The following is a 24,350-nucleotide window of genomic DNA, read 5'->3' on the forward strand; positions in this document are numbered from 1 at the left end:
ATGTTATAGGTTTACTTGGTTGCCTTGCTTTTGCTTTTGCAGGAATTATTTTGAGTAGTAGAAAAAATAGTACTTTATTCGGTACATTTTTATTTGCGGTATTACCGTCTGTTAGTAGCTGTATAATGCTCGATTTAATAGTAAACCATGATACCGGACATTTAAACTTCTATTTTACTCATTCTTATTTCTATTACATATTTATAGTAGTTTTACTCGGTTTTACAATTATTAAATTATTTAGTTATTATAATAAACAGATTGCTGAAGATAATTATTTAGAACAATCATTAAATAATATAGTAGCAATTTGCGATTCATTCGGACAAACAACTTTTATAATTATAGGAGTTGCAATGGTTATTATTCACAAAATTGAACCTTTAAGTTTTTGGGGCCCGTTTTGTGCTTTCATTATAGCTAATTGCGGTACAATATTACGAGATTTTATTATGAAAGAAAATGCAATTAAGAGGGTATCAAGAGGTGTTAGTATTGAAATCACTGTATTATGGGGTATAGCTTTTAGCGTATTATTAGATATGTACGGTAGTAATCCAAATTATCATACAATAAAATACTCAATGATTATAGTAATTTCCGGAGCATTTATTACTAGTCTCTTAGTTTATCATTTTGGTTTTCTTGAGTGGCGATTCCGTAATGAAAGCACAAACTTAGAAAAACCAACATGAAAATAGCTACTTGGAATATTAATTCCATAAAAACAAGACTTAATTTATTGCGTAATTTTTTATCTAAAGAAAATCCGGATATTTTATTATTACAAGAAATAAAATGCGAAACCGAAAAATTTCCTTTTGATGAATTATCCGATCTACCTTATAATTTTTATGTTCACGGGCAAAAATCATATAACGGCGTTGCTATAATTTCAAAATTTCCTGCGGATGAAATAATTAAGGATTTTCCGAATAATTACTGCAGTGATCAAGCAAGATTCTTAGAAATAAAATTATCATTACCTATAGGGTTTTGTAATATAATCTCGCTCTATGCTCCTAACGGTTCATTTGTCGGTAGCGATAAATTTGTGGCAAAGCTAGCATTTTATGATAATTTTATCAATTATCTATCAACTAAAAAATCTTTTGACGAAAAAACTATAATAGGCGGCGATGTCAATATTGCACCGTTCGATATAGACGTATATTCACCTAAGCTACTTGCTGAAACTACTTGTTTTACTAAGGTTGAACAAAAAAAACTACGTACTATTCTAAATTCCGGGTTTGAGGATTTATATAGATTGATGCATCCGAGTAAACAAGCATTTTCATGGTGGGATTATAGAGCAGGATGTTTTGAACAAAATAAAGGTATGCGAATTGATATGATTCTTGGTTGTAATAATACTATTGACTATTTAGAAAATTGCTATATGGATTATAATTTAAGGACCCAAGAAAAACCTTCAGATCATATACCGGTAATTGCAAGCTTTAAGGGGTAGTCTGAGAGTCGTCATTGCCTGCATGGACCGAAAACGGTAAAATCACTTTTAAAAATAAATATATGTCTCCAAAATTCGTGAAATTTTACGAAAAATATATGACGATTGTCGGTACAATCGGCAATTTTATGTTTTATGTACAGGCTCATAAGATTTTCACCTGCAAATCTTCGGCTTCCGTTTCTATGCATGCCTTTACTATAAGTGCTATTGCTCTTTGTAGTTGGCTTATATACGGCATATTAATAAAAAATATACCTATTATAATAGCAAATATAATAGGTTTTATCGGAGCATTATTAGTTCTCTTAACCATAATAATATATTAATAATGACTAAGAAAATCATTACTTTAGTTGGTCGTCCGAATGTAGGCAAATCAACACTTTTCAATAGATTAAGCATACGTAAAAAAGCTATCGTTCACGATTTGCCAGGCATTACTAGAGATAGAAAATATACAGATGGTAAAATCGGCTCTTTTGAATTTTTATTAATTGATACCCCAGGACTTGAAGAGAATCATGATAGTATGGGCGCAAGGTTAATGGAACAGACTACTAAAGCAATTTTAGAGGCAGATTTAATTTGTTTTATGGTTGACGGTAGAAGCGGAATATTACCCGATGATAAGCTACTTGGTAGCTTTGTTAGAAAATATAATAAGCCTGCTATATTGGTAGTTAATAAATGCGAGAAAGCTTTTGATTTTGATAAAGAGTACTACAAATTAGGGTTTGATAGTATGGTGGCTATCTCTGCCGAGCATGGCACAGGCTTAATTGATTTATATGACGAGATTATTGCCAAGTTACCTGAAGAAGAATCAATCGGGACAAATATAGCTGATCCAATTAAAGGAGATTGTTTGCAGATAGTAGTTAGTGGCAGACCTAACGCCGGAAAATCTACTTTTATAAACGCTCTTATTAATGATGAAAGATTATTAACCGGGCCTGAAGCAGGCATTACTCGTGAATCGATTGAAATTGATTGGCACTATAAAAATAATCACATTAAATTAATCGATACGGCAGGACTCCGCAAGAAATCTACTATTACAGAGTCTTTAGAAAAATTATCGGCATCAGATGCTATTAACTCTATTAAATTTGCTAATACCGTAATCTTAATGATTGATGCTTTAGCCCCTTTAAAACAGCAAGATTTAAATATTGCACGCCATGTGGTAAATGAGGGGAGAGGTATAGTTATAGTAGTGAATAAATGGGATCTAGTTAAAGAATCCGAAAAAGAAGCATTTCAGGAAGAATTTTATTATCAGATAAATACTCATCTGCCTCAGGTTAAAGGTGTACCAGTTCTATTTATTTCAGCAATAAATAAACAAAATATAGAGCAGGTTTTAGATGCTTGTCTTAAAATTTATAAAATTTGGAATAAGAAAATAACTACTAGCAAATTAAATGAATGGCTTAATTTTACTACAGAAGCACATCCTTTGCCGTTACAAAAAGGCGGCAGAAGAGTGCGTGTAAAATATATGACTCAAACCAAAACCCGCCCGCCTACTTTCAAATTATTCTCCAATAATCCGGAAAAAATTACCGATAGCTATACTAGGTATTTAGTAAATAATATGCGTGAGGCTTTTGACATGCCCGGCATTCCTATTAGATTCACTTATGTAAAAACCAAAAACCCTTATGTGTAGTTTGAAACTAAATATTTTTAGAAATGTTTACAGAGCCGAGCATAGCAAGATCTGAATTAGATATCTTTAAACTGTTTAATATAAGCATGAGCTAAAGTAGTTTAGCCACATTGCCTTGGACTGAGAATGGCACAAATAGGAAATATTTCAAAAGAATCTTTGATATGTGTTAAATAATAATATCTTTCTATTATCCTTGTCATTTCATAATGACACTTTGAATTTACAATATAATTTTAATCAAAGAATAGCAAAATTTTTCTAGGTCTTGTAAACTTTTGAGTAATGATTATTCTATTAAAAGTACACAGGATTTAGGCTCCCCTACCGGCTTTTCCTATCTGTCTTTGTCCTTCTTCTAATACCTTACTTGTATGTGGTCCTACTGCTGCTGTATCTTTACTAAATTTACTTTTTCCTAAATTAACTATAGTTTCTGTTGCTACTCCTAGAACTGTCGGATCTGATAATAATTTTAACGCCGTACTATAATTTTGCCGTATTCATGTTTGCTAAATTTATCAGCAATTTTAATGAATTCAAGTGCATACTTACCGGCTATCTTTACTAATTTTCACCGTTTAGTTTTAATTTTTGTCCCTTAGGTGTTTTGTTAAAATCTCATCTACAACCGGTCCTAAACTACTTGCATGTTTTGTTAATAGTTCAGGAAGATCTTTTTCAATTATTTTGCTTATTTTCGGATTATGATTTTTAATTTCTATCAAAGTACCAATCAATTCCTTTACCTCTTTTACTTTTCTTTTTTTGATTTCTCTTCCTTTGGAAGTGACTTAATTAACTGAGTGTTTTGTATTATATCGGCAACTTTATCATTATCGGCAAGGGCAAGGCTAGCAAGTTTAGTAATTGACGGCAGAGCATCTTTTAAAAAAGGCATAGATGCATCTAGTGCCTTATGTATAAACTCTGGATCTTTCCTTTTTGATTCTATTCTTACTATTACTTTAGGATGTTTTAAAACATCTAATATATCCTGTTTATTACTATCTAAATATCGTGGTAATTCTTTTTCTAAAATATGAGCTAAATTATCAATAATCTTTTTGGCATTTTCAACTAACTCTACTATTTTAAGGTTTTTTTCCTTTTAAGAACACTTTTTTAATTTCAGTATTTAACCCTTCCATATTTAGGTTAATTTTAGTCCAATGCTGATGTTCTTTAAGCTGACTATAATCTTTTATAGCTGAAGTAGTACTTTCAATTAATTTTTCGCTAGAATTTGCAAGTAGTGCTACTGTATTTGCAATTAATTCAGGTTTAGTGATTTTTTGTGCTTTATTATTCATTATATTTTCCGTAATCTGAACCAACTATTTTTGATTATCAGGATTTTTGAGACATTGTACTAAATCGTGATTAAGAAGGGGCTTTACTTTGTCTGAAGTAATAATGTCATGTATATTTTTTAATATAGCACCTTGAGATGACTTGTTTTTTTGTTTAATATTCTTATATATTTTTTGTACTTTTGGGTTTAAATCGCTTGCTAGTGCTTTAGATATTAAAGCTACTCCTGTGGTAGATAATTCTCTAACAAATTTAGGATTTATTTTGTCTAATATATTTATTTTTTCTGTTTCGGAAGTTTGAAAGTTTTTTGTTATTTTGCTAAGCCTCTTATTTAAAATAGGCGTGAGAAGATATGGGATAACTTTAGATTGTAAGATAGTTTCTTTTGAGCTATTAGATATAGTGTCGGAATGTAAAACAGAAGCACATTTTTTATAAGCGATTCTGCATCTGCTATTATCTTGCAACTAGCTTCAATAGAATCTACATTAGTGGTAGCACTTCTTGCTTTTCTGAGGTTATTAAGCTCCAGTGCAAGATCAGATAAAACTTGCGAAGCCTCTCGGGTAAATTGTAATGCACTAAGAATATTCCAACTGTTTGGATCACACTTTGTATTATACCTAAATTATCTTTATTAAGATCTAGATATTGTTTATTTAACTCATCATATTTTTTGTTACCTGTTTCAGCTCCAATAGCTGCCCATCCAGCTTCAACCCAAGAAAGGTTTTTTATATTCTTTATCAAGCTGTTGCCTTATATTATCAGTGGATTCCTGCGCTTGTTTTTTAGACATTTAAATACCTTGATATAATATAATTTAATATTATTTAACTATAATTATTTAAAGGTTAATAAAATTTTACTTTTTAATTTTTGTGAATTTTAAAAGTCATGGTTATCTTACAATGGTTTTTACTGTAATTCTTCATTTACTGGTAAAGCCATACTAACCTCTCCACACAATGAAACAATATTCCCCATTACCTGAGGTCTATATCTGGGTTGTGATGCTCTTTAATTTCCCTGAATCCAGTCGTAGTAATAATGGTCAGGCCATAGTTCCATGACTTGCGGCAAAGATTCTGGCTGTATAGTACAAAACTTATACCCGCGTTTTAAAACTTCAGCCGGCATCCACCCTGTATCACCGATACAATATATTTGCGAGTAATGCAAAATCGATTTAATATTATTATCGATATCTATATGGATTATATAATATTCACGTTGTACATCATTAAGAAATGCCGCTTCCATAAGCGATATATCAGGATATGTTGCTATATTTACTAAAGCTATTTTTCTAAGTTTTCAGGACATTGAACTATTCAATCTGAAACCATTAATCCTTCAAACTCTTCCTCGCCTATTTTTTCTTTTAGAATATTTGTGTATTCTTGCCCTTTATCTACAGGAAATACAATTTTATCGTCTTTACAATCAACCAACAAAGGAGTTTTAATAGCATGTTTAATAAATCTTTTAGTTTCATAATAAAAAATTTCTTAATATATAAGGCTATAATATTAATAATTTTTATATGTCAAACAATATTCTCTAGGCTATCTAGGTAATGCTTTACCAGTCGTAGCAACTTCGCTTCAGTGCTTAAGTTTTTTATTGCCCATTTTTTAATCCAAGGTTCGGCGAGTTGCCACATATTAACATTACCGTCTAGCTGTCTACCTATCCCTTCAACCATTATCAAAGTCTTTTGCAATAACAATAATTCCGGTTGTACTTCCATGCCGAAATCTTCAGTGATTTTAAATAAATGTGCAAGCAGCTTACCTATGGAAATATTTTTTGTGGGTATCCCTACTATAGGCTCAGTAACTGCTCTACAACTTTGAGCGAATAAATCTAAATCGGTATTTGATGGGATGTAGCCAGCTCTTAAATGTACTTTAGCCACTAATTTATAATCACGTTTTAAAAAACCAAATAGACTTTCGGCAACAGCTAAACGGTCTTTTTCTTTAAGTCTGCCCATAATACCGAAATCAAGTAAAATTATTTTACCTTGCTTATTCACTAAAATATTGCCTGCATGTAAATCAGCATGAAAAAACCCGTCTCTATAGGCTTGATTGAAAAACATTACGGCAAAATTCTGAGCTATTTTTGCAGGCTCTAATCCCAATTCTTTTAGCAGCGAAGTATCATATATAGAAGTTCCTTCTAACCACTCAGTAGTTAGTATATTTTCTGATGTTAAGCCCCAATATATTTTAGGGATTATCACATTAAGATCATCTCGCATATTATTCCTAAGCTCAGAAGAAGCTGCCGCTTCTAGCCTTAAATCAAGCTCAAATCTCATAGTTTCATGAAATTTATCAACTACTTTAATCGGTTTTAGCCTTTTTGCTTTAGAAAATTTTGCGATAATTTTTGCAAGAAAATATAGCAGCTTAATATCTCTGTTATATTTTTTATGAATACCTGGACGCAGAATTTTTACCGCAACATATTCACCAGTTACGAGTTGTGCCTTATGTACTTGGGAGATCGATGCGGCGGCAATGGGGGCGTTATTTAAAAACAATGTCATCCTACGACTTGATCGTGGGATCCAGTCTTTTTTAATTTTTTTCTGGATACCGTGGTCAAGCCACAGGGTGACAATATCCTCACCAAACTCCCTCTCTATAATTTCTCTAGCCACCCCACCATCAAACGGAGGTAGCTTATCCTGCAATAACCTTAAATCACCTGCTATCTCTGCTCCTACTAAATCAGGTCTTGTCGAAAGAGTTTGTCCGAATTTTATATAAATAGGTCCAAGATCGCTTAAACAATCTATTAGGCGTTTACCGTAATCTTCATGCGGTTTTTTAAATAATGATAACGGAGCAGAAAATAAAGCTAATATATAACCAATAAATGTAAAATATTTAGGGCTTCTTGAATCAATTAGAATTCGTTTTTTACTGATAATACGAAAAATACGTATTAAATTAAAAAAATTACTTATCATATCTTATATGCACTGTGAATAACAACTATTCCGCCGCTTAAATTTTTATAACCAACTTCCTCAAAACCGGCTTCTTTAATCATTATTCTAAACTCGTCTTGTGAGGGGAATAACTCGATACTTTCAACCAAATATTCATATGCTTCTTTATTACCAGTGATTACCTGACCGATGGTAGGTATAATACTAAATGAATAAAATTTATAAAAATCTTTAAAATGACTTTCTTTTACCTTTGAAAACTCAAGGCATAAAAACTTACCCATCGGTTTTAGAACTCTATAAGCTTCTTTTAAAGCTTTATTAATATCAGGTACGTTTCTAATACCGAATGCTATAGTATAATAATCGAAGCTATTATCCGGGAAAGGTAATTCTTCGGCACTTGCGACAGTAAATTTAAGGTTCTGAAATAGATTTAGATCAATTGATTTCTTTTTAGCATGCTTTAGCATCTCTTCATTTATGTCACTTAAAGTTAAAGCAATATTATTGCCTCTATCTCTTGCTTTTTTAGCAAGTTTTAAAGCAATATCACCGCTACCGCTAGCGACGTCTAATATATAAGAGTTAAGATTTGGGATTTGCCTAATAAATTCATCTTTCCATAAGCGATGTAATCCAAAGCTCATCAAGTCATTCATTACATCATACTTATCAGCGACATTAGAAAAAACGCTATTTACTAATCCTTGTTTTTTAGTGTAGTCTACTTTTTTAAAGCCAAAATTTGTTTGGTTCATTTATATACTATATGAAATTTTTATACCCAATGCATGAATGGGAAAATCTTTTGTATTTCTAGTAACTAATAAACTGTTGCTGTACTTAGCGGTCGTCCATATTATAGCACCAGGTAATTTAATTCTATTTTCTTTTCTAATAATTATAGCAATATCTGCAATTTCTTCATTTAAGTTAACTATAGTAAAGTTATTTAAAATTCCTTTATTGTTTCTTGTTTATCTATTAAAATACCAACCAAAATTTACATTTAGTAATTATACTAATTTGAGGATTTCTATATAACTGAAGTTCTTTATAAGCAGCTAAATTGCCAAGCAAATCATCTATTACAAATACTGCTTTCATTTATTCCATTCATCCCTTAATTTAGCTTGATATATTAAACTGTCTAACTTCTTATCTTTCCATATACCAAAAGCAGCTTCATAGCTCTTTTTGCTTTCAATATCATCAGCAATATAATTAGTTAGAGCTTGTCTTATAATTTAAGTTCGGGATCTTTGCTTTTTTTTAGATAATTGATCTAAAATTTTAATTTGTGTATCCGGTATATCAATAATAGTGCTCATAATAGTGTCTATTATGTATTATGTATTATGTATTATGTATTATGTGTAAGTTATCATTATTTGATATATTATAAACGTAAAATTATTAAAATAATAGCAAAAATGCCAGAACTTCCTGAAGTAGAAACTCTTAAAAGCTCCCTGAAAGATAAGCTAATTGGGCTTGTTATAGAAAATGTAGAGTTCAAAAGAGATAATTTACGTTATAAACTATCCCCGCTTTTAGCTACAGAAATCTTAAATACTAATATACTTGATGTTAGGCGTCGTGCAAAATATTTAATTATAGATTTTAATAATGATTATTCCTTAATCGTTCACCTAGGCATGAGTGGTAGATTGACTCTGCAATCTGCTAATTATAAAACTCAAAAACATGATCATGTAATTTTTAATTTAAAAAACTCCGAAAAGCTAATTTTCAATGATACTAGACGCTTTGGAATGATTTATCATTTAAAAACTAACTTCTTGGAAAAAGAATTTTTTACTAATTTAGGAATAGAGCCGCTTTCTGATTTATTAACACTGGGATATTTAAAAAGCAAATTAATTACTCAAAGAATACCAATAAAAAACTTGATTATGGATACGAGAGTTATAGTCGGAGTCGGCAATATTTACGCTTCAGAAAGTCTTCATTTAGCTAGAATTCATCCGGATAAATTAGGTAGCAATTTAAGGGATGATGAAATAGAAAGTTTAATTAAATCAATTAGAGAGGTGCTAACTAAAGCTATAACTGCCGGCGGTACTACTATTAAAGATTTTGTAAACAGCGATAACAAACCTGGTTACTTTACTCAGCAACTTACGGTTTACGGCAGAGAAGGACAAAGTTGTTTACACTGCTCCGATAATATTACCAAAGCAAAACATTCAGGCAGGAGTACTTTTTATTGTAAAACCTGTCAATATAATGAATATGCTTGACATATTTTTAAAACTATTGATAAATCTCTTTATTATTTAATTAATAGTTGTAAAATATATGGGGATAAAACCGGTGATTATAGCAGGGGGTCGCGGTAAAAGACTATGGCCTTTATCATCTAAAGATAAATCGAAACAATTTAAAAAAATATTGAGTGATCTAACTTTACTACAGCAAACATTAACTAGAAATAAATTTCTAGGACAACCTACTATTATTACTTCCAAAAAATATGAATCAATCACTCAAGAACAAGCAGTAGAAATAGAATTAATTACCGAACCTTTTAAAAAAATACTGCCGTTTGTGCCATTATTATGGCATTATCGGCTAAAGCACAATGGTTTGATATCGTAGTGTTACTACCTTCAGACCATCATTCAGACCATCACATAGCGTATAATATAAATTACCTTAATACTATAAATAAAGCTTTACATTATGTTAATGAATTTGGTATTTGCATTATAGGCATGCCTATAAATTTTATGGCTATATAAACACTGGATTATCAATTGCAGAAAATGTTGATCTAGTTGATCACTTCATTGAAAAACCTATATTAGAGCAAGTAAAAAAACATTTTCAAAGTGATGAATATTTTTGGAATTCAGGAATTTTTGTATACGATATTCACTTCTTCTTCAACTTAGCAATGAACCTTCAACCTGATTTATTTTGTATTGCAGAAAAAGCATTTAATACTGCTATAAAAAATGAGAAAAATTTGACAATAGACGATGAGGCTGATAATGAAATCAAAGAATTAGTAATGAAAATAGAGCAAAATTAAAATGAATGATCTAGAGAAAGCTCAAATCTTATTTACTGCTCTTTTTAACAGAAAATCTAATTCATCACCGCATTATGCAATATATGAAAAAGACTTTCTAAATAATATTTTATCTTCTGAAGAAATAAAATTAGAAATTATGCAAGGCAATAACGAAGCTTGTTATATTCTTGCTAAAACTTACGAAATAATTAATTGTAACCCCCAAGATGAATATAACTCTATGTTATTAACATTGATTGGAAGTAAACTCGGAAATACAGAATGTAGACAGCTTGTTGATTCATATCCTACAAAATATACAAGCTTTGAATCTACTGTTAATAATTTTATTCAAAATTATATAGGACAATCTGATATCACTTTTGATGATGCTATATTATCAGCTGCTTGCTCCGATACTTTAAATACTGCAATTTTAGGAGATATAAGAATATGTATAACCAGGGTTGAACACATATTATTACATAATTTACTACTAATATTCAAGACTATTGACATAGTATTACTGCTTATATATCCTATTTTTATAAGGCTTAAACCTCATCATTATAGTAAAAGATGTTGAATTATGTCCAACTTATAGGAAATATTTTATTTTTTTAAGAATATAGCGAATACCGGCAAATAGCTAACCCATTTACAGTATGAGGTATGTTTTTAAAAAATTAAAAGATAATGGATAAATTGAACATCTTCGGAAATGAGGGTTTATGGAGGAATTTGAAGGCGACACGGAAGTTGCTTGCCACTGCAGCGTACTCAAGGGTACGTGAGGATGCGAGTCTAGGCTCGACGTACAAATTACCCCTAGAAGTAGAGTTTCCGAAGAGATCTATTGAATATAATTCAACTTCTCTTACTATAAATATAGCTAATCTTATAAACTTCAAAAATCTGTAAGTTATAGGAACAACTTAGTAATAAAGAAGTTCATTTTAGTTGAGTTACAACATGAAAAATACTACAGAAGAACAAATAATAATGTCTGAATTCAAAAATGATGAAGACGAAAGTAAAGAAGAGAAAAAATTAAAAGCAGAAGATTCACGCAAGCAACTTAAAGTAATACTAATAACATTTGGTATTATTTTGACCGGTTTTTTAACTTTTACTTATTTCTTTTTTAATTACATAGAAAAAAAAGCAAAAGAATACAAACAACAGCAACAACAAGAAATTCAAAAAACTACTAAGAGCTGAATATTAGATTACCACACTTCTCCCTTAATTATGGTCTTGTTACATGGATGCTCTATCATTTAACTAAAAATACTAATAATATTAGTATTTTTAACTAAACCCCGTGGTCAAGACCATAGTACTGGACAATTGCTATTCTATGTCATTCCCGTGCAGGCGAGAATCCAGAAAAAATAACCTTAATATCGATACAAAATTATATATTTAATAAAATCAACATATAAAAAAATAAGTTTTTTATATGTTTTACTAGATTCCTGCTTTCGCAGGAATGACATCAAGCCGTTTTTTGAGCCATGCAACAACGCCCAAAAGCGGGAATCCAATACTTTAAAGCTTTCTCTTAAAAAACGATATAATACACAATCTTTAAAATTAAGATTTTTTAGCCTGGATCCCCGCTTTCGCAGGGATGACATCACGGTCTTTTCAAAAACTATCCGGTACTATAGAATAAATCACAGAATGACAGAGGAAAATACTGAGTCATGCAACAAGGCTACGACTGCAAGGATCTTGGCACTCCAAAAAAAATAACAAAATTCTGATTTACAGAATTTTTTTCTTCCTTGCTGTGTCAATTACTTACGTAATTTCCTCACAATAACTATTTTTATACTGCCTTAAGTTTAGATTACTTGAAATTAGTTTTATCAAAATCATAGATAAAATCTTTGATAATAGGTACTATAAACTGTTTAAATTTACTTCCGCCAAATACCCCGTAATGCCCTGCCCCTTTTTGTAAATGGTATCTTTTCATTGATTCAGGTATATTTGCACAAAGTTTTAAAGCAGCTTTTGTCTGCCCTACTGCTGCAATATCATCTAATTCCCCTTCAATACCAAGTAAAGCACATTTAGTAATATGTTTTAAATCAATCGGACGCTTCTCAGAAACTAATTTACCTCTTGCTAACGAAAATTGTTGGAATACTGCATCTATAGTTTGTAAGTAAAACTCTGCTGGCATATCCATACATGCTAAATACTCATCATAAAATTTAATAGTATGATCGGCTTTTTTATAATCAGCATTTAATAAACTTTGCCATAAGTCTAAATGTGAATCTATATGACGGAATAAATTTAAACTCATAAAGCCGGCAAGTTGGAGGAAGCCGGGATATACTTTTCTGCCATGACCGGGATAGTTTGGCGGCACCTGCATTGTAACCATTTTGCAGAACCATTCTAAACTTTTACTTTGAGCAAATTCATTAACTGCTGTAGGGTTTTTTCTAGCATCAATAGGTCCACCAATCAAAATCATCGAACTCGGCACATTTGGACTATTACTCTCCGACATTAAGCTAATGGCAGCAAGCAGTGGAACAGTAGGTTGGCAAACTGCCATAGTGTGAACATTAGATCCTATAAAACTGATAAACTCCATTACGTAATCAATATAATCATCCATATCAAAATGCCCTGCTTCAAGCGGCACAAAACTTGCTTCCGTCCAATCTGTAATATAAATATCAGTATACGGTAATAATTCTTGTACGGTTGATCTAAGTAAAGTAGCATGATGTCCTGCCATGGGTGCTACTATTAATAATTTAGGTAGTTCTTTTTTAAAACCTATTTTCTGAAAATGCCTTAGTTCACAAAAAGACTTTTTTAATATAACTTTTTCATTAATGTTATAGGTTTTATCATCAATAATTGTTTCAAGGATATTAAATTCGGGTTTTTCATATTTTCTAGTCATGCGTTCACAAAGCGTTAAATAAGCATGCATAATTCTTGCAAAACCGTTATCTTCTAGAGACTCATGTTCATACGCTTCTTTTAGAATTTTTATACTTAAATGCACTGGAGCAATTTGTGCTCTAAGCCCCTCTAACATATAATATGTATAATTAGTACTTAAATCACAGTTCATCATAATTTATCCCTAAATCTGAAAATAATTAATATAATCATTTAGTTTAACATCAAAAATTTCTTTAGTAACATTAATTTTAGGATTCACGTCTTAAATGTTTATAGATGCGTGATAATAATGATCTATGGGACTGTTAACAAAATAGGTTTTTTAGCGAAAATTAATAAGATTTTTGCCAGAATAGTTATTCATATTTCAAAAAAATCTTATAATTTGCAGCAAAAAAGATTTTAATTAGCTTTAAAATTATTTTGTTAACAGTCCCATATAAATATGTTTATTTTTTCTTCTTGTTTTGCTTAGGAATTTTATTTAAGTGGTCAATTAATATTAAACCAAGTACTATCATTTACTTTTTGTTTTTTATAAAATGTGTCAATATTGTTTATATAATTTTCAAAATCTTTGTTCTCTTCTGCTAATCTATTAGCCATATTCCAATCTATTTCCAGTTTTTCGCTAGCAAGAATTAATATCTTACTATCTTCAGGATTTTCTATATCCATTAAAATAAAACCTATACCGTGCCTAATACACAACATTTCGAGTTCATGCCTAGTATCATTTTGTTTACTTGCAATTAAATCAGCAGCGACTAAATAACCGTAATGTGCCCCTGATGAATTTGATAAAGCCTGAAAAAAATATTCTCGTAAATTACTACGGTTGATTTTTGTTTTTGCTTCAAAAGACCAAAGCCGTGCTTGTTTGCCTGCATAATATTTAGCACAATTTTTAATTAGTAATCCCCATTTTTCATTAAGAACCTCCATACCTACCAAATCTAGATGTAGCCACTTATTACCTTTAGCACCTTGTTTATTGGAAGAAAAATTATGCTTAATAGGCATATTATGCATCTTCAATTTGTTTTGAAGATATAATGCAAGTCATAACTTTGTACTTCGGTTATTTTATCTTCTTTATTTGTATTTATTTTAGGTTCTGTGGCTTGTGCATTATTGACATAGTAATCAGGGTTTTGTGAATAATAAAACTTTAGTTTAGGTTTTAGCTCTATTCTAATATTAGGTTCTTGTCTTCGCTCAGCAGAAAGCTTACTACCGCTAATTTCACCTGCATCAACTCCTATAATCTCCTTATCTTTTTCTTTTTGAGTCTTTGCTTCTAACAATCTCTTATTTGTACTTGCATTTGCTTTGAGTCTTGCTTCTTCAAAGTGATTTTCTACAAGCCATTAAGCTATACCATAAGAGGTAAATTTTTGATCTTTACGTTCTTTTAAAAAACCAATGATGGCATTCTTGCGATCAAATTCCATATTAAATATACTAATAATTGAAATACTATAAATATACATAGTTATTTTAAAAAATTTCAACTTTAAATTATCAATCTTGATGATTTTATAAAGTATAATTTATTTATACTATGAGTAAATGAAAAGTAGGTAAACCAAGTTTAATTTTGAAAAGAGCAAGGCGTCTTGAAACTGATGACCACAGCGCGTACACTAGGATTATCAACAAGAGACTTTGTCGCCAATTTTGCAAATTAAACGAGTATGCTGTTCAAATTTGGAAAATAATCTTTTGAAGTTGTGAGTAGTAACATTTGCTACTTCTTTTGAGGTGATATTTTTGATTTCAGCGACTTTCTCGGCGACATATCTAACAAAAGCCGGTTCGTTTTGTTTGCCACGCATAGGGGTAGGGGCTAGGTAAGGTGAGTCAGTTTCGATTAATAACCTATCAAGCGGTATATATTTAACTATTTCCTGCAAATCAGTTGCATTCTTGAAAGTTATAATCCCTGACATTGAAATATATAAACCGATATCTAGCATTTTTTCTGCTAATTTTTTTGAAGAGGTAAAGCAATGTATTAAACCTGGAAATTTGCTGTTACGCATTTCTGAGGTTAAAATGTCAATAGTGTCTTCATCTGCTGCTCTTGTATGAACAATAACGGGCAGGCGTGTACTAGACGCCGCATGTATATGTGCTACAAACGAATCTTTTTGGAGTTTTTTATCGTAAGGCTGATGATAATAATCAAGCCCCGTTTCACCGATTCCAATCATTTTCGGATGGTTAGTAAGCTCTATTATTTCTGAATCCGTAATTAGCATACTGCTTTCATTAACCTCACACGGATGCACACCAATGCTTGCAAAAATATTTTCATATTTTTCGGCCATTGCTAACACAATTGGGACATCTTCAAGCTTAGTACAGATAGTTTGCATATACTGCACATTATTTTCTAACGCTCTTTGAATGACAAAATCTAAAAGCACCGTGTCATACCGTGGCTTGACCACGGTATCCAAAAAACAACTAGTATTAGTTGTTTTAATATTTTTACTGGATCCCGCTACGAGCTCGCAGGATGACAAGTCAGTAAGTAAATTAAGATGACAATGTGAATCTATTAACATGCTATAACACCGATGTCATTCCTACGGAAGCAGTAATCCAGTAAAAAACGAATATAAAAATCTAGTATATAGTTTATTAAAAAAATGGATTCCCGCTTTCGTGGGAATGATATAGAAGGAATTGGGAATGACATAACAAGATTCATACAACATCCTCCTCAAATCTCGGAAATATTATGGTAGGTTCTAAAATATTGCTACCTGCCCTTAAAGCATAATCACGTATTAAATGCTTAAATAGACGTTCTTCTTTATTTATCCCTAACTGATCTAGCATTTTATTTGCTGAACTCGGTATAAAAGGCTGAAGCATTATAGCAATATAGCGTAAAACTTCTAGTAAAGTGTATAACACTTCTAGCATTTTATCCGGATCGGTTTTTTTCAAATTCCAAGGTGCTTCGCTATCAATATAGATATTTGCTTCTTCAGCTAGATTAATAATATTTTCAAGAATTTTATTAATCTCTGTTTTGTCCATCAATAAAATATTCTGCTCGGCGAATTTACTTGCGGTCTTTAAAATCGGTAGCTCATATACTTTATCTATAACGCTTTGCGTAAGAAGCGGCACTTTGCCTTCATTATTTTTATAAACAAAAGCTGTACTACGCTGTAATAAATTACCTATTTTGTTTGACAATTCGCTATTAATACGGGTAATTAAATTACTACGGGCAAAATTGCCATCTGCACCAAAAGTTACTTCACGCATCAGAAAATACCTAACCTGATCAATACCGAATTCATTGATTAACTTAATCGGATCAATGGTATTACCAAGAGATTTAGAGATTTTCTGCCCTTCATTCGTCCACCAACCATGAGCCATAATTGTTTTCGGTAGCGGAATTTCTGCAGCCATCAAAAAAGCAGGCCAATAGACAGTATGAAAACGCAAGATATCCTTACCTACTACGTGTAAATCAGCCGGCCAAAATTTACCGTAACTACTTTGTTCATCAGGATAACCGAGTGCCGAAATATAATTAGCAAGTGCATCAAGCCACACATAAATCACGTGTTTTTCGTTATTTGGAACTTTTATACCCCAGTTAAAAGTAGTACGTGACACGGATAAATCTTTTAGACCTGATTTAACAAAGCTAATTACTTCGTTGCGCCTTGATATGGGTCTGATAAAATCAGGGTTTGCTTCATAAAACTCAAGCAATTTATCTTGCCATTTTGAAAGATTAAAGAAATAGCTTGGTTCTTTAACCCATTCAACTGGAGCACCCGTCGGTGCTAAACCGTCACTCGTAAGTTCCGACTCATCAAAAAAAGCCTCATCTCGCACTGCATACCAACCTTCATAAAATCCTTCATAGATTGTACCGTTATCTAATAATTTTTGCCAAAAAAAAGCTACAGCTTCTTTATGTCTATTTTCCGTGGTCCTAATAAAATCATCATTAGAAATATGCATAACAGCCATCAGATGACGAAAACTCTCCGAGGTCTGATCGGTAAATTTTTGAGGATCAATATTTTTGTTAATAGCTGCTTTTTCTACTTTCTGCCCATGTTCATCGGTACCTGTTAAAAACATTACGTCAAAACCACGAAGTCGCATGAAACGAGCGATTACATCACTTGCAACGCTAGTATAAGCATGACCGATATGAGGAACATCGTTAACGTAATATATAGGGGTCGTAATGTAGTAAGTATTATTCATAAATGCTTTTTTATTAACTCATGTACTTCAAGTGGACTTAAATCTGACGCTTTAATTGTTTTTATTCTCTCAGGAAATCTATTACTTAATTCTTTAAAGCAATCATAGATTTTTTTATAAAAATCTATACCTCTTATGTCAAATTTATTGCTCATATTTCGTGCATTGACTCTCTTAATAGCAGTATCCGGCTCTACGTCAATAAAAAACGTAATATCTGGCATAAGAGAAGGCATTAAAGTTTTGTACAGATTATAAACTAAATCTATACCATTTTCTAGCTCTAATCCTTGATAACATGCAGTCGAGTCAATAAACCTATCACATATTACGATATGTCCATCTTGCAGAGCCGGTATAATTTTCCGTGCCATATGATCATAACGTGCTGCCATAGCTTGCAAAAGCTCAGACATAGGTAATAATTCTTCATGCACTAGGATTTCACGCATTTTTTCGGCGACGGCAGTACCGCCGACTTCACGAGTTAAAATAACGTGAGTATTTTGAGATTTTAAATATTCATAGAGCATTTGAGATTGAGTAGATTTACCGATTCCCTCCCCTCCCTCAAATGTAATAAACTTTCCTTGTTTCAAATTATTCATTAATTACAATGACTTTAAGCGATAACTTAATAATCATATCTCTTAAAAAAATATTTACAAGGAAGATTACATACTTATATACTCCTATAAAATGAAGAGAAGTTATACGAAGCTCAATTTGGAAAAGAGCAAGGCGTTTTGAAGCGTTTAACCGCAGCGTATATACAGTACGTGAGGATTAAAAGCAAAAAACAACGAAGCCAATTTTTCAAATTCAACGAGTATACATTATAAATTTTAAATTATTAATATATGAGCAATTCATTAAGCAACAGGGATTTTTCTATCCTAATCGGTAATGCGATGGACCATTTTGATACTGCACTTTATGGGTTTCTTGTACCGTTACTTGCTGGTATTTTCTTTCCGAATCATGATAAAATTGTCGCCTTAATACTTACCTATAGTGTTCTTGCTACATCTTTATTTACACGTCCCATAGGCTCTTATTGTTTTGGCGTAATTGCTAAAAAATACAGCGGGGTTTTTGCTTTATCTCATTCTCTAATCGGAGTTGCTTTAACAACTAGCTTAATCGGTCTAATCCCCTCTCATACCCACATAGGCTGGCTTGCACCGCTATTATTAGTTGTGCTTAGAACGTTGCAAGGAGTATATTCCGAGGGTGAATGTGCGATTGCTCAATTATATATTCTAGAGAATAAAAACGAAAAAAAGCGTTTAAAGCTTCTTACCTTTATCAAACCTCTACAATGCTTGGTATTATTCTTGCTTCATTTATCAGCACTATAGTTTTAAATGTAGAGTATAATGAATATTGGCGTTTATGTTTCATATTTGGTGGACTTACGGCCCTTATAGGTTATTTTTTAAGGAAGAGCGAGGATATTATAGTAAGACCCTCATTGTCAAGCCACGGGATGACAATGAGGTCCTCTCCTCGCAATGACGTAGTATCATCGCTATTACTCGACTTAAACACAATTTGGAACAATAAACTAAGTATCTTACGTATTAGTTTTGCCGTAGGTTTCTCATATATGACCTATATAGTGCCTTGCGTCTTTATGAATAGCTTTATTCCGCTTATCACTGATATATCGCTTGAAACAATGATGAAATTTAATATGGAGTTTCTGATTTTTGATATGATTATGATTCCGATAATTGGTCATCTAACAAAAAAATTCCATTACCTTAAAATATTAAGGGGTACTCTTATTATAATGAGTTTAAGCATAATCCCTTTATGGCTGTTCTTAAATAATTCGTCTATATGGTATGTTAATTTCATACGTATTTGGATTATAATACTCGGTGTTTGCTTCTTAGCACCCTTGAATTGCTGGCTAAATAATTTGTTTAAAACTGCCGATAAATATATATTAGTAGGTATCGGCAGTAGTATAGGCTCTTCACTAATCGGACGCCTTACCACGTCAATCTGCCTAATGCTTTGGCATGTAACCGGCATCTCTTTATCCATTGCAGTTTACATAACTGTAATATCAATGGTAACCTTATGGGCTGTTAGAGGAGTTATTGCACAGGTCAATGTCATTCCTGCATAGGCGGCGTGGCTTTGCTTATAGTACTGGACAGTTTTTACTTTATGTCATTCCCGCAAAAACAGGAATCCAGAAAAAAGCATAACTACAGCAAGCTTTTGGAATTAAAAGCTCGATTTATCTCGCTTTATGCTGGATACCAGCTTTTGCGGAAATGACATCCGATCAGGTTGCTCTTAAGTTGACACTCGTGTGCCTTCTCGCAGGAATGACATCAAAAACATTATCTAATCCCTAATAAGACTGTTGTGAGGAAAAGAATTTAATAAAACACCATACTCAAAAGTACCCCGACATAATTATTAGCTCTGAACCTTGTCCTACAATCATCAGGATTTTTGATATCAAGAGTCGCTACTTGCAATATCAGTAAAATTAAAGCAGCTAAAATAGGTAAATAGTCGATATTACGGTTAGCTATCTTTGTTGCTAGGGTAAATAATAATATAAAACCTATATAGCATACATCAAGCCAAAATTTAGGATGCTTGTTCTCTAAATATATGCTTAAAGATTTCACTCCTATTTTCTTATCGTCTTTTATATCCATATATCCGTAAATCGTATCATATCCGGTTGCCCAAAAACAGCATGCTAAATATATAATAATTGCTGCTAAATCAAGTTTATCCTGAACTGCCGCATACGCTATTAATGCCCCTAGCTTAAAGGTAAATCCCATAAATATTTGCGGAAAGTAGGTAATACGTTTCGTTAGCGGATATAGGCTAATCATTATTACCGCAAAAAAACCTGTATATATGGCTGTTTTGTTTAAAAGTAGCAAGATACAAAGCGAGATAATACTAAGAATAAAAAGTATAAAAATAGCATAAGAAACAGATAAAGCACCACTTGCTAAAGGTCGGTCTTTAGTCCTTGTAACATGTTTATCAAATTTTCTATCAAATATATCGTTAATAATACACCCGCTACTCCTTGTCGTTATACTACCTAAAATAAATAACGGTAATAAATGAGCTAATTCCGTGTTAGAAGGGTTTGCAAGCAGCAATCCAAATAAAGCAGGGAAAAAAACCAGCAAATAAGCTACCGGCTTATCTACCCGCATTAATTTTAAAGTAAGTAAAAGTTTATTTGGCATTTCTATTTTTTTATTAATTCTTTAGCAAGTGCTGCTTTTAAGAGCTTATCTGTAAAGATATTGTAAAACTAATTAAATTCTTTTTTACTGCAAATTATAAGATTTGTTTGAAATAGGAATTGCTATTTTTGCACAAATCTTATCAATTTTCGATAAAAAAGTTCTTTAATGATCAATTAAAATATTTTTACAGATAAGCTCTAGCTCTTCAATAGTTGGGAGTGCACTTTTTATCTTGTCAGGTAGATTTTTAGTTATTTTATACTCTGCAAGTCTAATAGGTTTACTCATATCACACAATGCATATTCTACAAGTATATTATTTTTTGATTGGCATAAAATTAGCCCAATAGAAGGGTTATCGTTTGGATGCTTTAAAATATCATCTACAACTGATAAATAAAAATTCATTTTACCAGCATATTCTGGTTTAAAATCCTTATCTTTAAGCTCAATTACTACAAAACAACGAAGTTTTAAATGATAGAATAATACATCAATATAGAAATCTTGTTCTACTATTTCTAAATGATATTGTCTGCCAACAAAAGCAAAACCAGCTCCAAGCTCAATTAAAAATTTTTCTATATGTTTAGTTAATTCTTGTTATACCTCTCTTTCCTGTGCTTCATTCCCTATACTTACAAAATCAAAAACATATGGGTCTTTGAACGTATAATGTACTAGATCAGATTGAGGAGAGGCTAGTTTACTTTGAAAGTTTGTTATTGCTTGTCCTTGTCTTTTATGTAACTCAAGTTCAATTTGCATAGTAAGTACACTACGTGACCAACAATGTTCAACAATTTTTTTCATATAAAAGATCTGGTGTTTTCTATCTTTTACTTTATCTAGTAAAAGGACTATATGAAACCACGGCAATTGTGCAGCAACCTGCTGCACAAATTCTAAATCCCTATACTCTTCAGCAAAACGTCTCATATATTTAAGGTTTCTGCTGCTAAATCCTTTTATTTCAGGAAATGCATAATGTAGATCACGGCTTAAATTATCTACTACTTTCGTACCCCAACCGTATTTTTTCTGTCGTTTAAGAATTTCATTACCTATATGATGATATAGCTTTATTAACTCACTATTTACTGACCTTGCAGCTTGATAACGACTTTCAGATACTTGAATTTTTAATTGCTCTACAAATTTTAAATACTCTCAATTAATGATATTTAAATCCATGACATTTTTAGTTTAATAATTAATTGGCATTATATATATGTATTTTTATATTTTCAATTATAGGTTTATTATTTACTAAAAATTATTAGCAATAGTTCTATTGTCATAATCGCATATAACCTTTATAATAAGATGCTTGAATCAACTATAAAATCTATGAAAGCATTTCCGAAAAATTATAATTTTACAGAAAATGAAAAAAAATGGCAGCAAATTTGGCAAGAGCAGCAAATTTATGCTTATGATCCAAATATTTCAAAAGAAGAAACCTATGTAGTTGATACGCCGCCTCCGACAGTTTCAGGGCAGTTACATATCGGTCATGTTTACAGCTATACGCAAACGGATTTTATTGTACGATTTCAGCGTATGATCGGTAAAAATATCTTTTATCCTATGGGTTTTGACGATAATGGTCTACCAACCGAGAGACTTGTTGAAAAACAGAAGCAGATCAAAGCTTATAATATGGGCAGAGACGAGTTTATAAAAATTTGTGAAGAGGTAGTAGCAAGTGAAGAAGAGAAGTTTAGAAGCCTATTTAACCAAATAGCTTTATCGGTTGACTGGAGTTTAGAGTACCAAACTGTCAGTCCATTATCACGAAAAATATCACAAATGTCTTTTCTTGATTTAGTTAAGAAAGGTAAAATTTATCGTAATGATCAGCCAATATTGTGGGATCCGGTAGATGGTACGGCTCTTGCTCAAGCCGATATTGAGGATAAGGAAAAAACCTCTTTCATGAATTATATTATTTTTAAAACTGAGCAAGGAGAGTCTCTTACTATAGCAACTACCAGACCTGAGTTATTGCCTGCTTGCGTCGCCGTATTTTATCACCCTGATGACAAGCGTTATAAGCATCTAGCAGGTAAATCAGCTATAACCCCGCTTTTTAATGGGAAAGTTCCGCTGCTTACCTCTCCTTTAGTACAACAAGATAAAGGTACAGGTTTAGTTATGTGCTGTACATTTGGTGATCAAACGGATATTACTTGGTGGAAGACGCATAATCTACCTTTAAAAACTATTATCACTAAAAAAGGTACAATAAATTTCCCTCACAATATTTCTATAGACGGTTTGAAAATTAAAGAAGCACGAATAAAAATAATAGATATTTTAAAAGAACAAGATTTGCTTACTAAACAAGAAAAAATTACCCAAACCGTTAAATGTGCTGATAGGTCGGGTGCTCCTCTTGAGATACTAACAGTGCCGCAATGGTTTGTTAAAACGATATCACATAAAGAAGCATTACTTAAAAGAGCAAACGAACTAAACTGGCGTCCTAACAATATGAAAATTCGTTTAGAGAATTGGATTAATGCCATTAGTTGGGATTGGTGCATAAGTAGGCAGCGTTATTTTGGTGTGCCTTTCCCTGTTTGGTACTCTAAAAGAGTCGGCGAAGAAGGTAAGATTTTATATGCCGATATTTCGCAGCTACCTGTCGATCCCTTAAAAGATTTACCTATAGGTTATAGTAAGGAGGAAGTAGAGCCTGATTTAGATGTTATGGATACTTGGGCAACAAGCTCTGTTTCACCTCAACTTTCGACGCATGGTATCTCTGACAATTTTGCTGTTAATAAAGATAGACATGATAAATTATTCCCGATGGATTTAAGACCGCAAGCACATGAAATTATCAGAACTTGGGCATTTTATACTATCTTAAAAGCTCATCTACACCAAAATACTCTACCGTGGAAAAATATCATGGTAAGTGGTTGGTGTTTAGCTGAAGATCGAAGTAAAATGTCAAAATCTAAGGGCAATGTTTTAGTTCCTGAAAAGCTGCTAGAGCAGTACGGTTCCGATGTAATACGTTATTGGTCAGCAAATTCAAAACTAGGTGCTGATACCGCCTATTCTGAAGACGTGATGAAAAACGGCAAACGACTTGTTAATAAGCTGTGGAATGCCGCTAAGTTTGTTTCTATACATTTTGACAAACTGAAAGGTGAAGATAAAAAAGCAAGCTTGTTCGATATTAAAGAACAAATCACTAATGAATTTGATCAGTGGATGATTAATAAGTTAGTGGAATTAGTTAACGCAACAACAAATGAGTTACAAAATTATGAATATGCAAATGCTATGCATCTGACGGAAAAGTTTTTTTGGGTGATGTTTTGTGATAATTATTTAGAGATAAGTAAAACAAGAAGCTATGACGAGGAAAATAAAAACCCACAAGGACAATATAGTAGCATATTAACTTTATATCATGT

At 31.9% G+C, this 24,350-nt stretch carries 24 protein-coding genes and 4 pseudogenes; 11 read left to right on the forward strand and 17 right to left on the reverse strand.

Annotation, left to right across the window (positions count from 1 at the left end; all coding sequences use genetic code 11):
* Positions 1–50: 50 nt before the first annotated feature.
* The 4 genes from A452_RS12135 to der all read left to right on the forward strand — a co-directional run bounded on the left by A452_RS12135 (position 51) and on the right by der (position 3,149).
* Positions 51–695: a hypothetical protein gene (locus A452_RS12135; RefSeq protein ID WP_017208611.1), complete on the forward strand. Its 645-nt coding sequence runs from the start codon at positions 51–53 to the stop codon at positions 693–695.
* Positions 692–1,474: an exodeoxyribonuclease III gene (gene xth / locus A452_RS0104990; RefSeq protein WP_014412429.1), complete on the forward strand. Its 783-nt coding sequence runs from the start codon at positions 692–694 to the stop codon at positions 1,472–1,474. Before A452_RS12135 ends, xth begins: the two co-directional genes overlap by 4 nt.
* A gap of 62 nt (positions 1,475–1,536) precedes the next feature.
* The gene (locus A452_RS0104995) at positions 1,537–1,803 is read left to right on the forward strand and encodes a SemiSWEET family transporter (RefSeq protein ID WP_014412428.1); all 267 of its coding nucleotides are present in this window, start codon (positions 1,537–1,539) and stop codon (positions 1,801–1,803) included.
* A 2-nt stretch (positions 1,804–1,805) separates the two neighbouring features.
* Positions 1,806–3,149, forward strand: coding sequence for a ribosome biogenesis GTPase Der (gene der / locus A452_RS0105000; RefSeq protein ID WP_014412427.1), 1,344 nt, complete (start codon positions 1,806–1,808; stop codon positions 3,147–3,149).
* A gap of 587 nt (positions 3,150–3,736) precedes the next feature.
* Here der and A452_RS11165 read toward each other — a convergent pair.
* The 9 genes and pseudogenes from A452_RS11165 to A452_RS12585 all read right to left on the reverse strand — a co-directional run bounded on the left by A452_RS11165 (position 3,737) and on the right by A452_RS12585 (position 8,544).
* Positions 3,737–3,877 carry a hypothetical protein gene (locus A452_RS11165; protein ID WP_162828823.1) on the reverse strand — a complete coding sequence of 47 codons (141 nt, stop codon included), beginning with the start codon at positions 3,875–3,877 and terminating at the stop codon, positions 3,737–3,739.
* A 26-nt stretch (positions 3,878–3,903) separates the two neighbouring features.
* Positions 3,904–4,050 carry a hypothetical protein gene (locus A452_RS11170; protein WP_017208614.1) on the reverse strand — a complete coding sequence of 49 codons (147 nt, stop codon included), beginning with the start codon at positions 4,048–4,050 and terminating at the stop codon, positions 3,904–3,906.
* Positions 4,051–4,243: 193 nt separating this feature from the next.
* Positions 4,244–4,462 (reverse strand): hypothetical protein, encoded by a 219-nt coding sequence (locus tag A452_RS0105015; RefSeq protein ID WP_037197503.1) that lies wholly within the window; start codon positions 4,460–4,462, stop codon positions 4,244–4,246.
* A 24-nt stretch (positions 4,463–4,486) separates the two neighbouring features.
* Complete coding sequence (locus A452_RS12140) at positions 4,487–4,933, reverse strand: hypothetical protein (RefSeq protein ID WP_017208616.1); 447 nt, start codon at positions 4,931–4,933, stop codon at positions 4,487–4,489.
* A gap of 16 nt (positions 4,934–4,949) precedes the next feature.
* Complete coding sequence (locus tag A452_RS12145; protein ID WP_017208617.1) at positions 4,950–5,216, reverse strand: hypothetical protein; 267 nt, start codon at positions 5,214–5,216, stop codon at positions 4,950–4,952.
* A gap of 168 nt (positions 5,217–5,384) precedes the next feature.
* Positions 5,385–5,606 (reverse strand): annotated as a pseudogene (locus A452_RS13030) (hypothetical protein).
* A 409-nt stretch (positions 5,607–6,015) separates the two neighbouring features.
* Entirely contained in the window at positions 6,016–7,452 is a 1,437-nt protein-coding gene (gene ubiB / locus A452_RS0105040) for a 2-polyprenylphenol 6-hydroxylase (protein WP_014412424.1), read from the reverse strand.
* Positions 7,449–8,195 (reverse strand): bifunctional demethylmenaquinone methyltransferase/2-methoxy-6-polyprenyl-1,4-benzoquinol methylase UbiE, encoded by a 747-nt coding sequence (gene ubiE, locus A452_RS0105045; protein WP_014412423.1) that lies wholly within the window; start codon positions 8,193–8,195, stop codon positions 7,449–7,451. Before ubiE ends, ubiB begins: the two co-directional genes overlap by 4 nt.
* A gap of 226 nt (positions 8,196–8,421) precedes the next feature.
* Complete coding sequence (locus A452_RS12585) at positions 8,422–8,544, reverse strand: PIN domain-containing protein (RefSeq protein ID WP_014412422.1); 123 nt, start codon at positions 8,542–8,544, stop codon at positions 8,422–8,424.
* 326 nt (positions 8,545–8,870) lie between these two features.
* On the opposite strand from A452_RS12585, the gene mutM reads away from it, so the two are divergent.
* From mutM to A452_RS0105080, 5 genes and pseudogenes are all read left to right on the forward strand, one after another.
* Positions 8,871–9,701: a bifunctional DNA-formamidopyrimidine glycosylase/DNA-(apurinic or apyrimidinic site) lyase gene (mutM, locus tag A452_RS0105055; RefSeq protein ID WP_014412421.1), complete on the forward strand. Its 831-nt coding sequence runs from the start codon at positions 8,871–8,873 to the stop codon at positions 9,699–9,701.
* A gap of 64 nt (positions 9,702–9,765) precedes the next feature.
* A pseudogene (locus A452_RS08465) lies at positions 9,766–10,202 on the forward strand (sugar phosphate nucleotidyltransferase); the annotation flags it as partial.
* The gene (locus A452_RS08470) at positions 10,163–10,495 is read left to right on the forward strand and encodes a sugar phosphate nucleotidyltransferase (RefSeq protein WP_017208619.1); all 333 of its coding nucleotides are present in this window, start codon (positions 10,163–10,165) and stop codon (positions 10,493–10,495) included. The pseudogene A452_RS08465 and the gene A452_RS08470, both read left to right, overlap by 40 nt.
* 1 nt (position 10,496) lies before the next feature.
* Positions 10,497–11,063, forward strand: a complete 567-nt coding sequence (locus A452_RS12150) for a hypothetical protein (protein WP_014412420.1) — start codon at positions 10,497–10,499, stop codon at positions 11,061–11,063.
* Between the two features lie 386 nt (positions 11,064–11,449).
* Positions 11,450–11,698 carry an RP671a family tick cell line-upregulated protein gene (locus A452_RS0105080; protein ID WP_014412418.1) on the forward strand — a complete coding sequence of 83 codons (249 nt, stop codon included), beginning with the start codon at positions 11,450–11,452 and terminating at the stop codon, positions 11,696–11,698.
* A 634-nt stretch (positions 11,699–12,332) separates the two neighbouring features.
* On the opposite strand, the gene A452_RS0105085 is transcribed toward A452_RS0105080, so the two are convergent.
* The 6 genes from A452_RS0105085 to tmk all read right to left on the reverse strand — a co-directional run bounded on the left by A452_RS0105085 (position 12,333) and on the right by tmk (position 18,279).
* The gene (locus A452_RS0105085) at positions 12,333–13,589 is read right to left on the reverse strand and encodes a polyhydroxyalkanoate depolymerase (RefSeq protein WP_014412417.1); all 1,257 of its coding nucleotides are present in this window, start codon (positions 13,587–13,589) and stop codon (positions 12,333–12,335) included.
* A gap of 320 nt (positions 13,590–13,909) precedes the next feature.
* Positions 13,910–14,440: a hypothetical protein gene (locus tag A452_RS09055; RefSeq protein WP_155813363.1), complete on the reverse strand. Its 531-nt coding sequence runs from the start codon at positions 14,438–14,440 to the stop codon at positions 13,910–13,912.
* Positions 14,441–14,451: 11 nt separating this feature from the next.
* The gene (locus tag A452_RS09060) at positions 14,452–14,724 is read right to left on the reverse strand and encodes a hypothetical protein (protein ID WP_017208621.1); all 273 of its coding nucleotides are present in this window, start codon (positions 14,722–14,724) and stop codon (positions 14,452–14,454) included.
* 348 nt (positions 14,725–15,072) lie between these two features.
* Positions 15,073–15,990 (reverse strand): TatD family hydrolase, encoded by a 918-nt coding sequence (locus A452_RS0105100; protein WP_017208622.1) that lies wholly within the window; start codon positions 15,988–15,990, stop codon positions 15,073–15,075.
* A 142-nt stretch (positions 15,991–16,132) separates the two neighbouring features.
* Positions 16,133–17,671, reverse strand: a complete 1,539-nt coding sequence (gene metG / locus A452_RS0105105) for a methionine--tRNA ligase (protein ID WP_014412414.1) — start codon at positions 17,669–17,671, stop codon at positions 16,133–16,135.
* Positions 17,668–18,279 (reverse strand): dTMP kinase, encoded by a 612-nt coding sequence (gene tmk / locus A452_RS0105110; protein WP_014412413.1) that lies wholly within the window; start codon positions 18,277–18,279, stop codon positions 17,668–17,670. Before tmk ends, metG begins: the two co-directional genes overlap by 4 nt.
* A 252-nt stretch (positions 18,280–18,531) precedes the next feature.
* On the opposite strand from tmk, the pseudogene A452_RS08485 reads away from it, so the two are divergent.
* Positions 18,532–19,811 (forward strand): annotated as a pseudogene (locus tag A452_RS08485) (MFS transporter).
* Between the two features lie 259 nt (positions 19,812–20,070).
* Here A452_RS08485 and ubiA read toward each other — a convergent pair.
* Both ubiA and A452_RS12845 read right to left on the reverse strand, forming a co-directional pair.
* Positions 20,071–20,913 (reverse strand): 4-hydroxybenzoate octaprenyltransferase, encoded by an 843-nt coding sequence (ubiA, locus tag A452_RS0105120; protein WP_014412411.1) that lies wholly within the window; start codon positions 20,911–20,913, stop codon positions 20,071–20,073.
* A gap of 165 nt (positions 20,914–21,078) precedes the next feature.
* Positions 21,079–22,056, reverse strand: a pseudogene (locus A452_RS12845) (PDDEXK nuclease domain-containing protein).
* Between the two features lie 210 nt (positions 22,057–22,266).
* Here A452_RS12845 and A452_RS0105135 point away from each other — a divergent pair.
* Positions 22,267–24,350, forward strand: a 2,084-nt coding sequence (locus A452_RS0105135; protein WP_025999580.1) for a valine--tRNA ligase, incomplete at its 3' end; no start/stop codon positions are given.

The organism is Rickettsia australis str. Phillips, from assembly GCF_000273745.1.
Classification (GTDB): Bacteria; Pseudomonadota; Alphaproteobacteria; order Rickettsiales; family Rickettsiaceae; genus Rickettsia; species Rickettsia australis.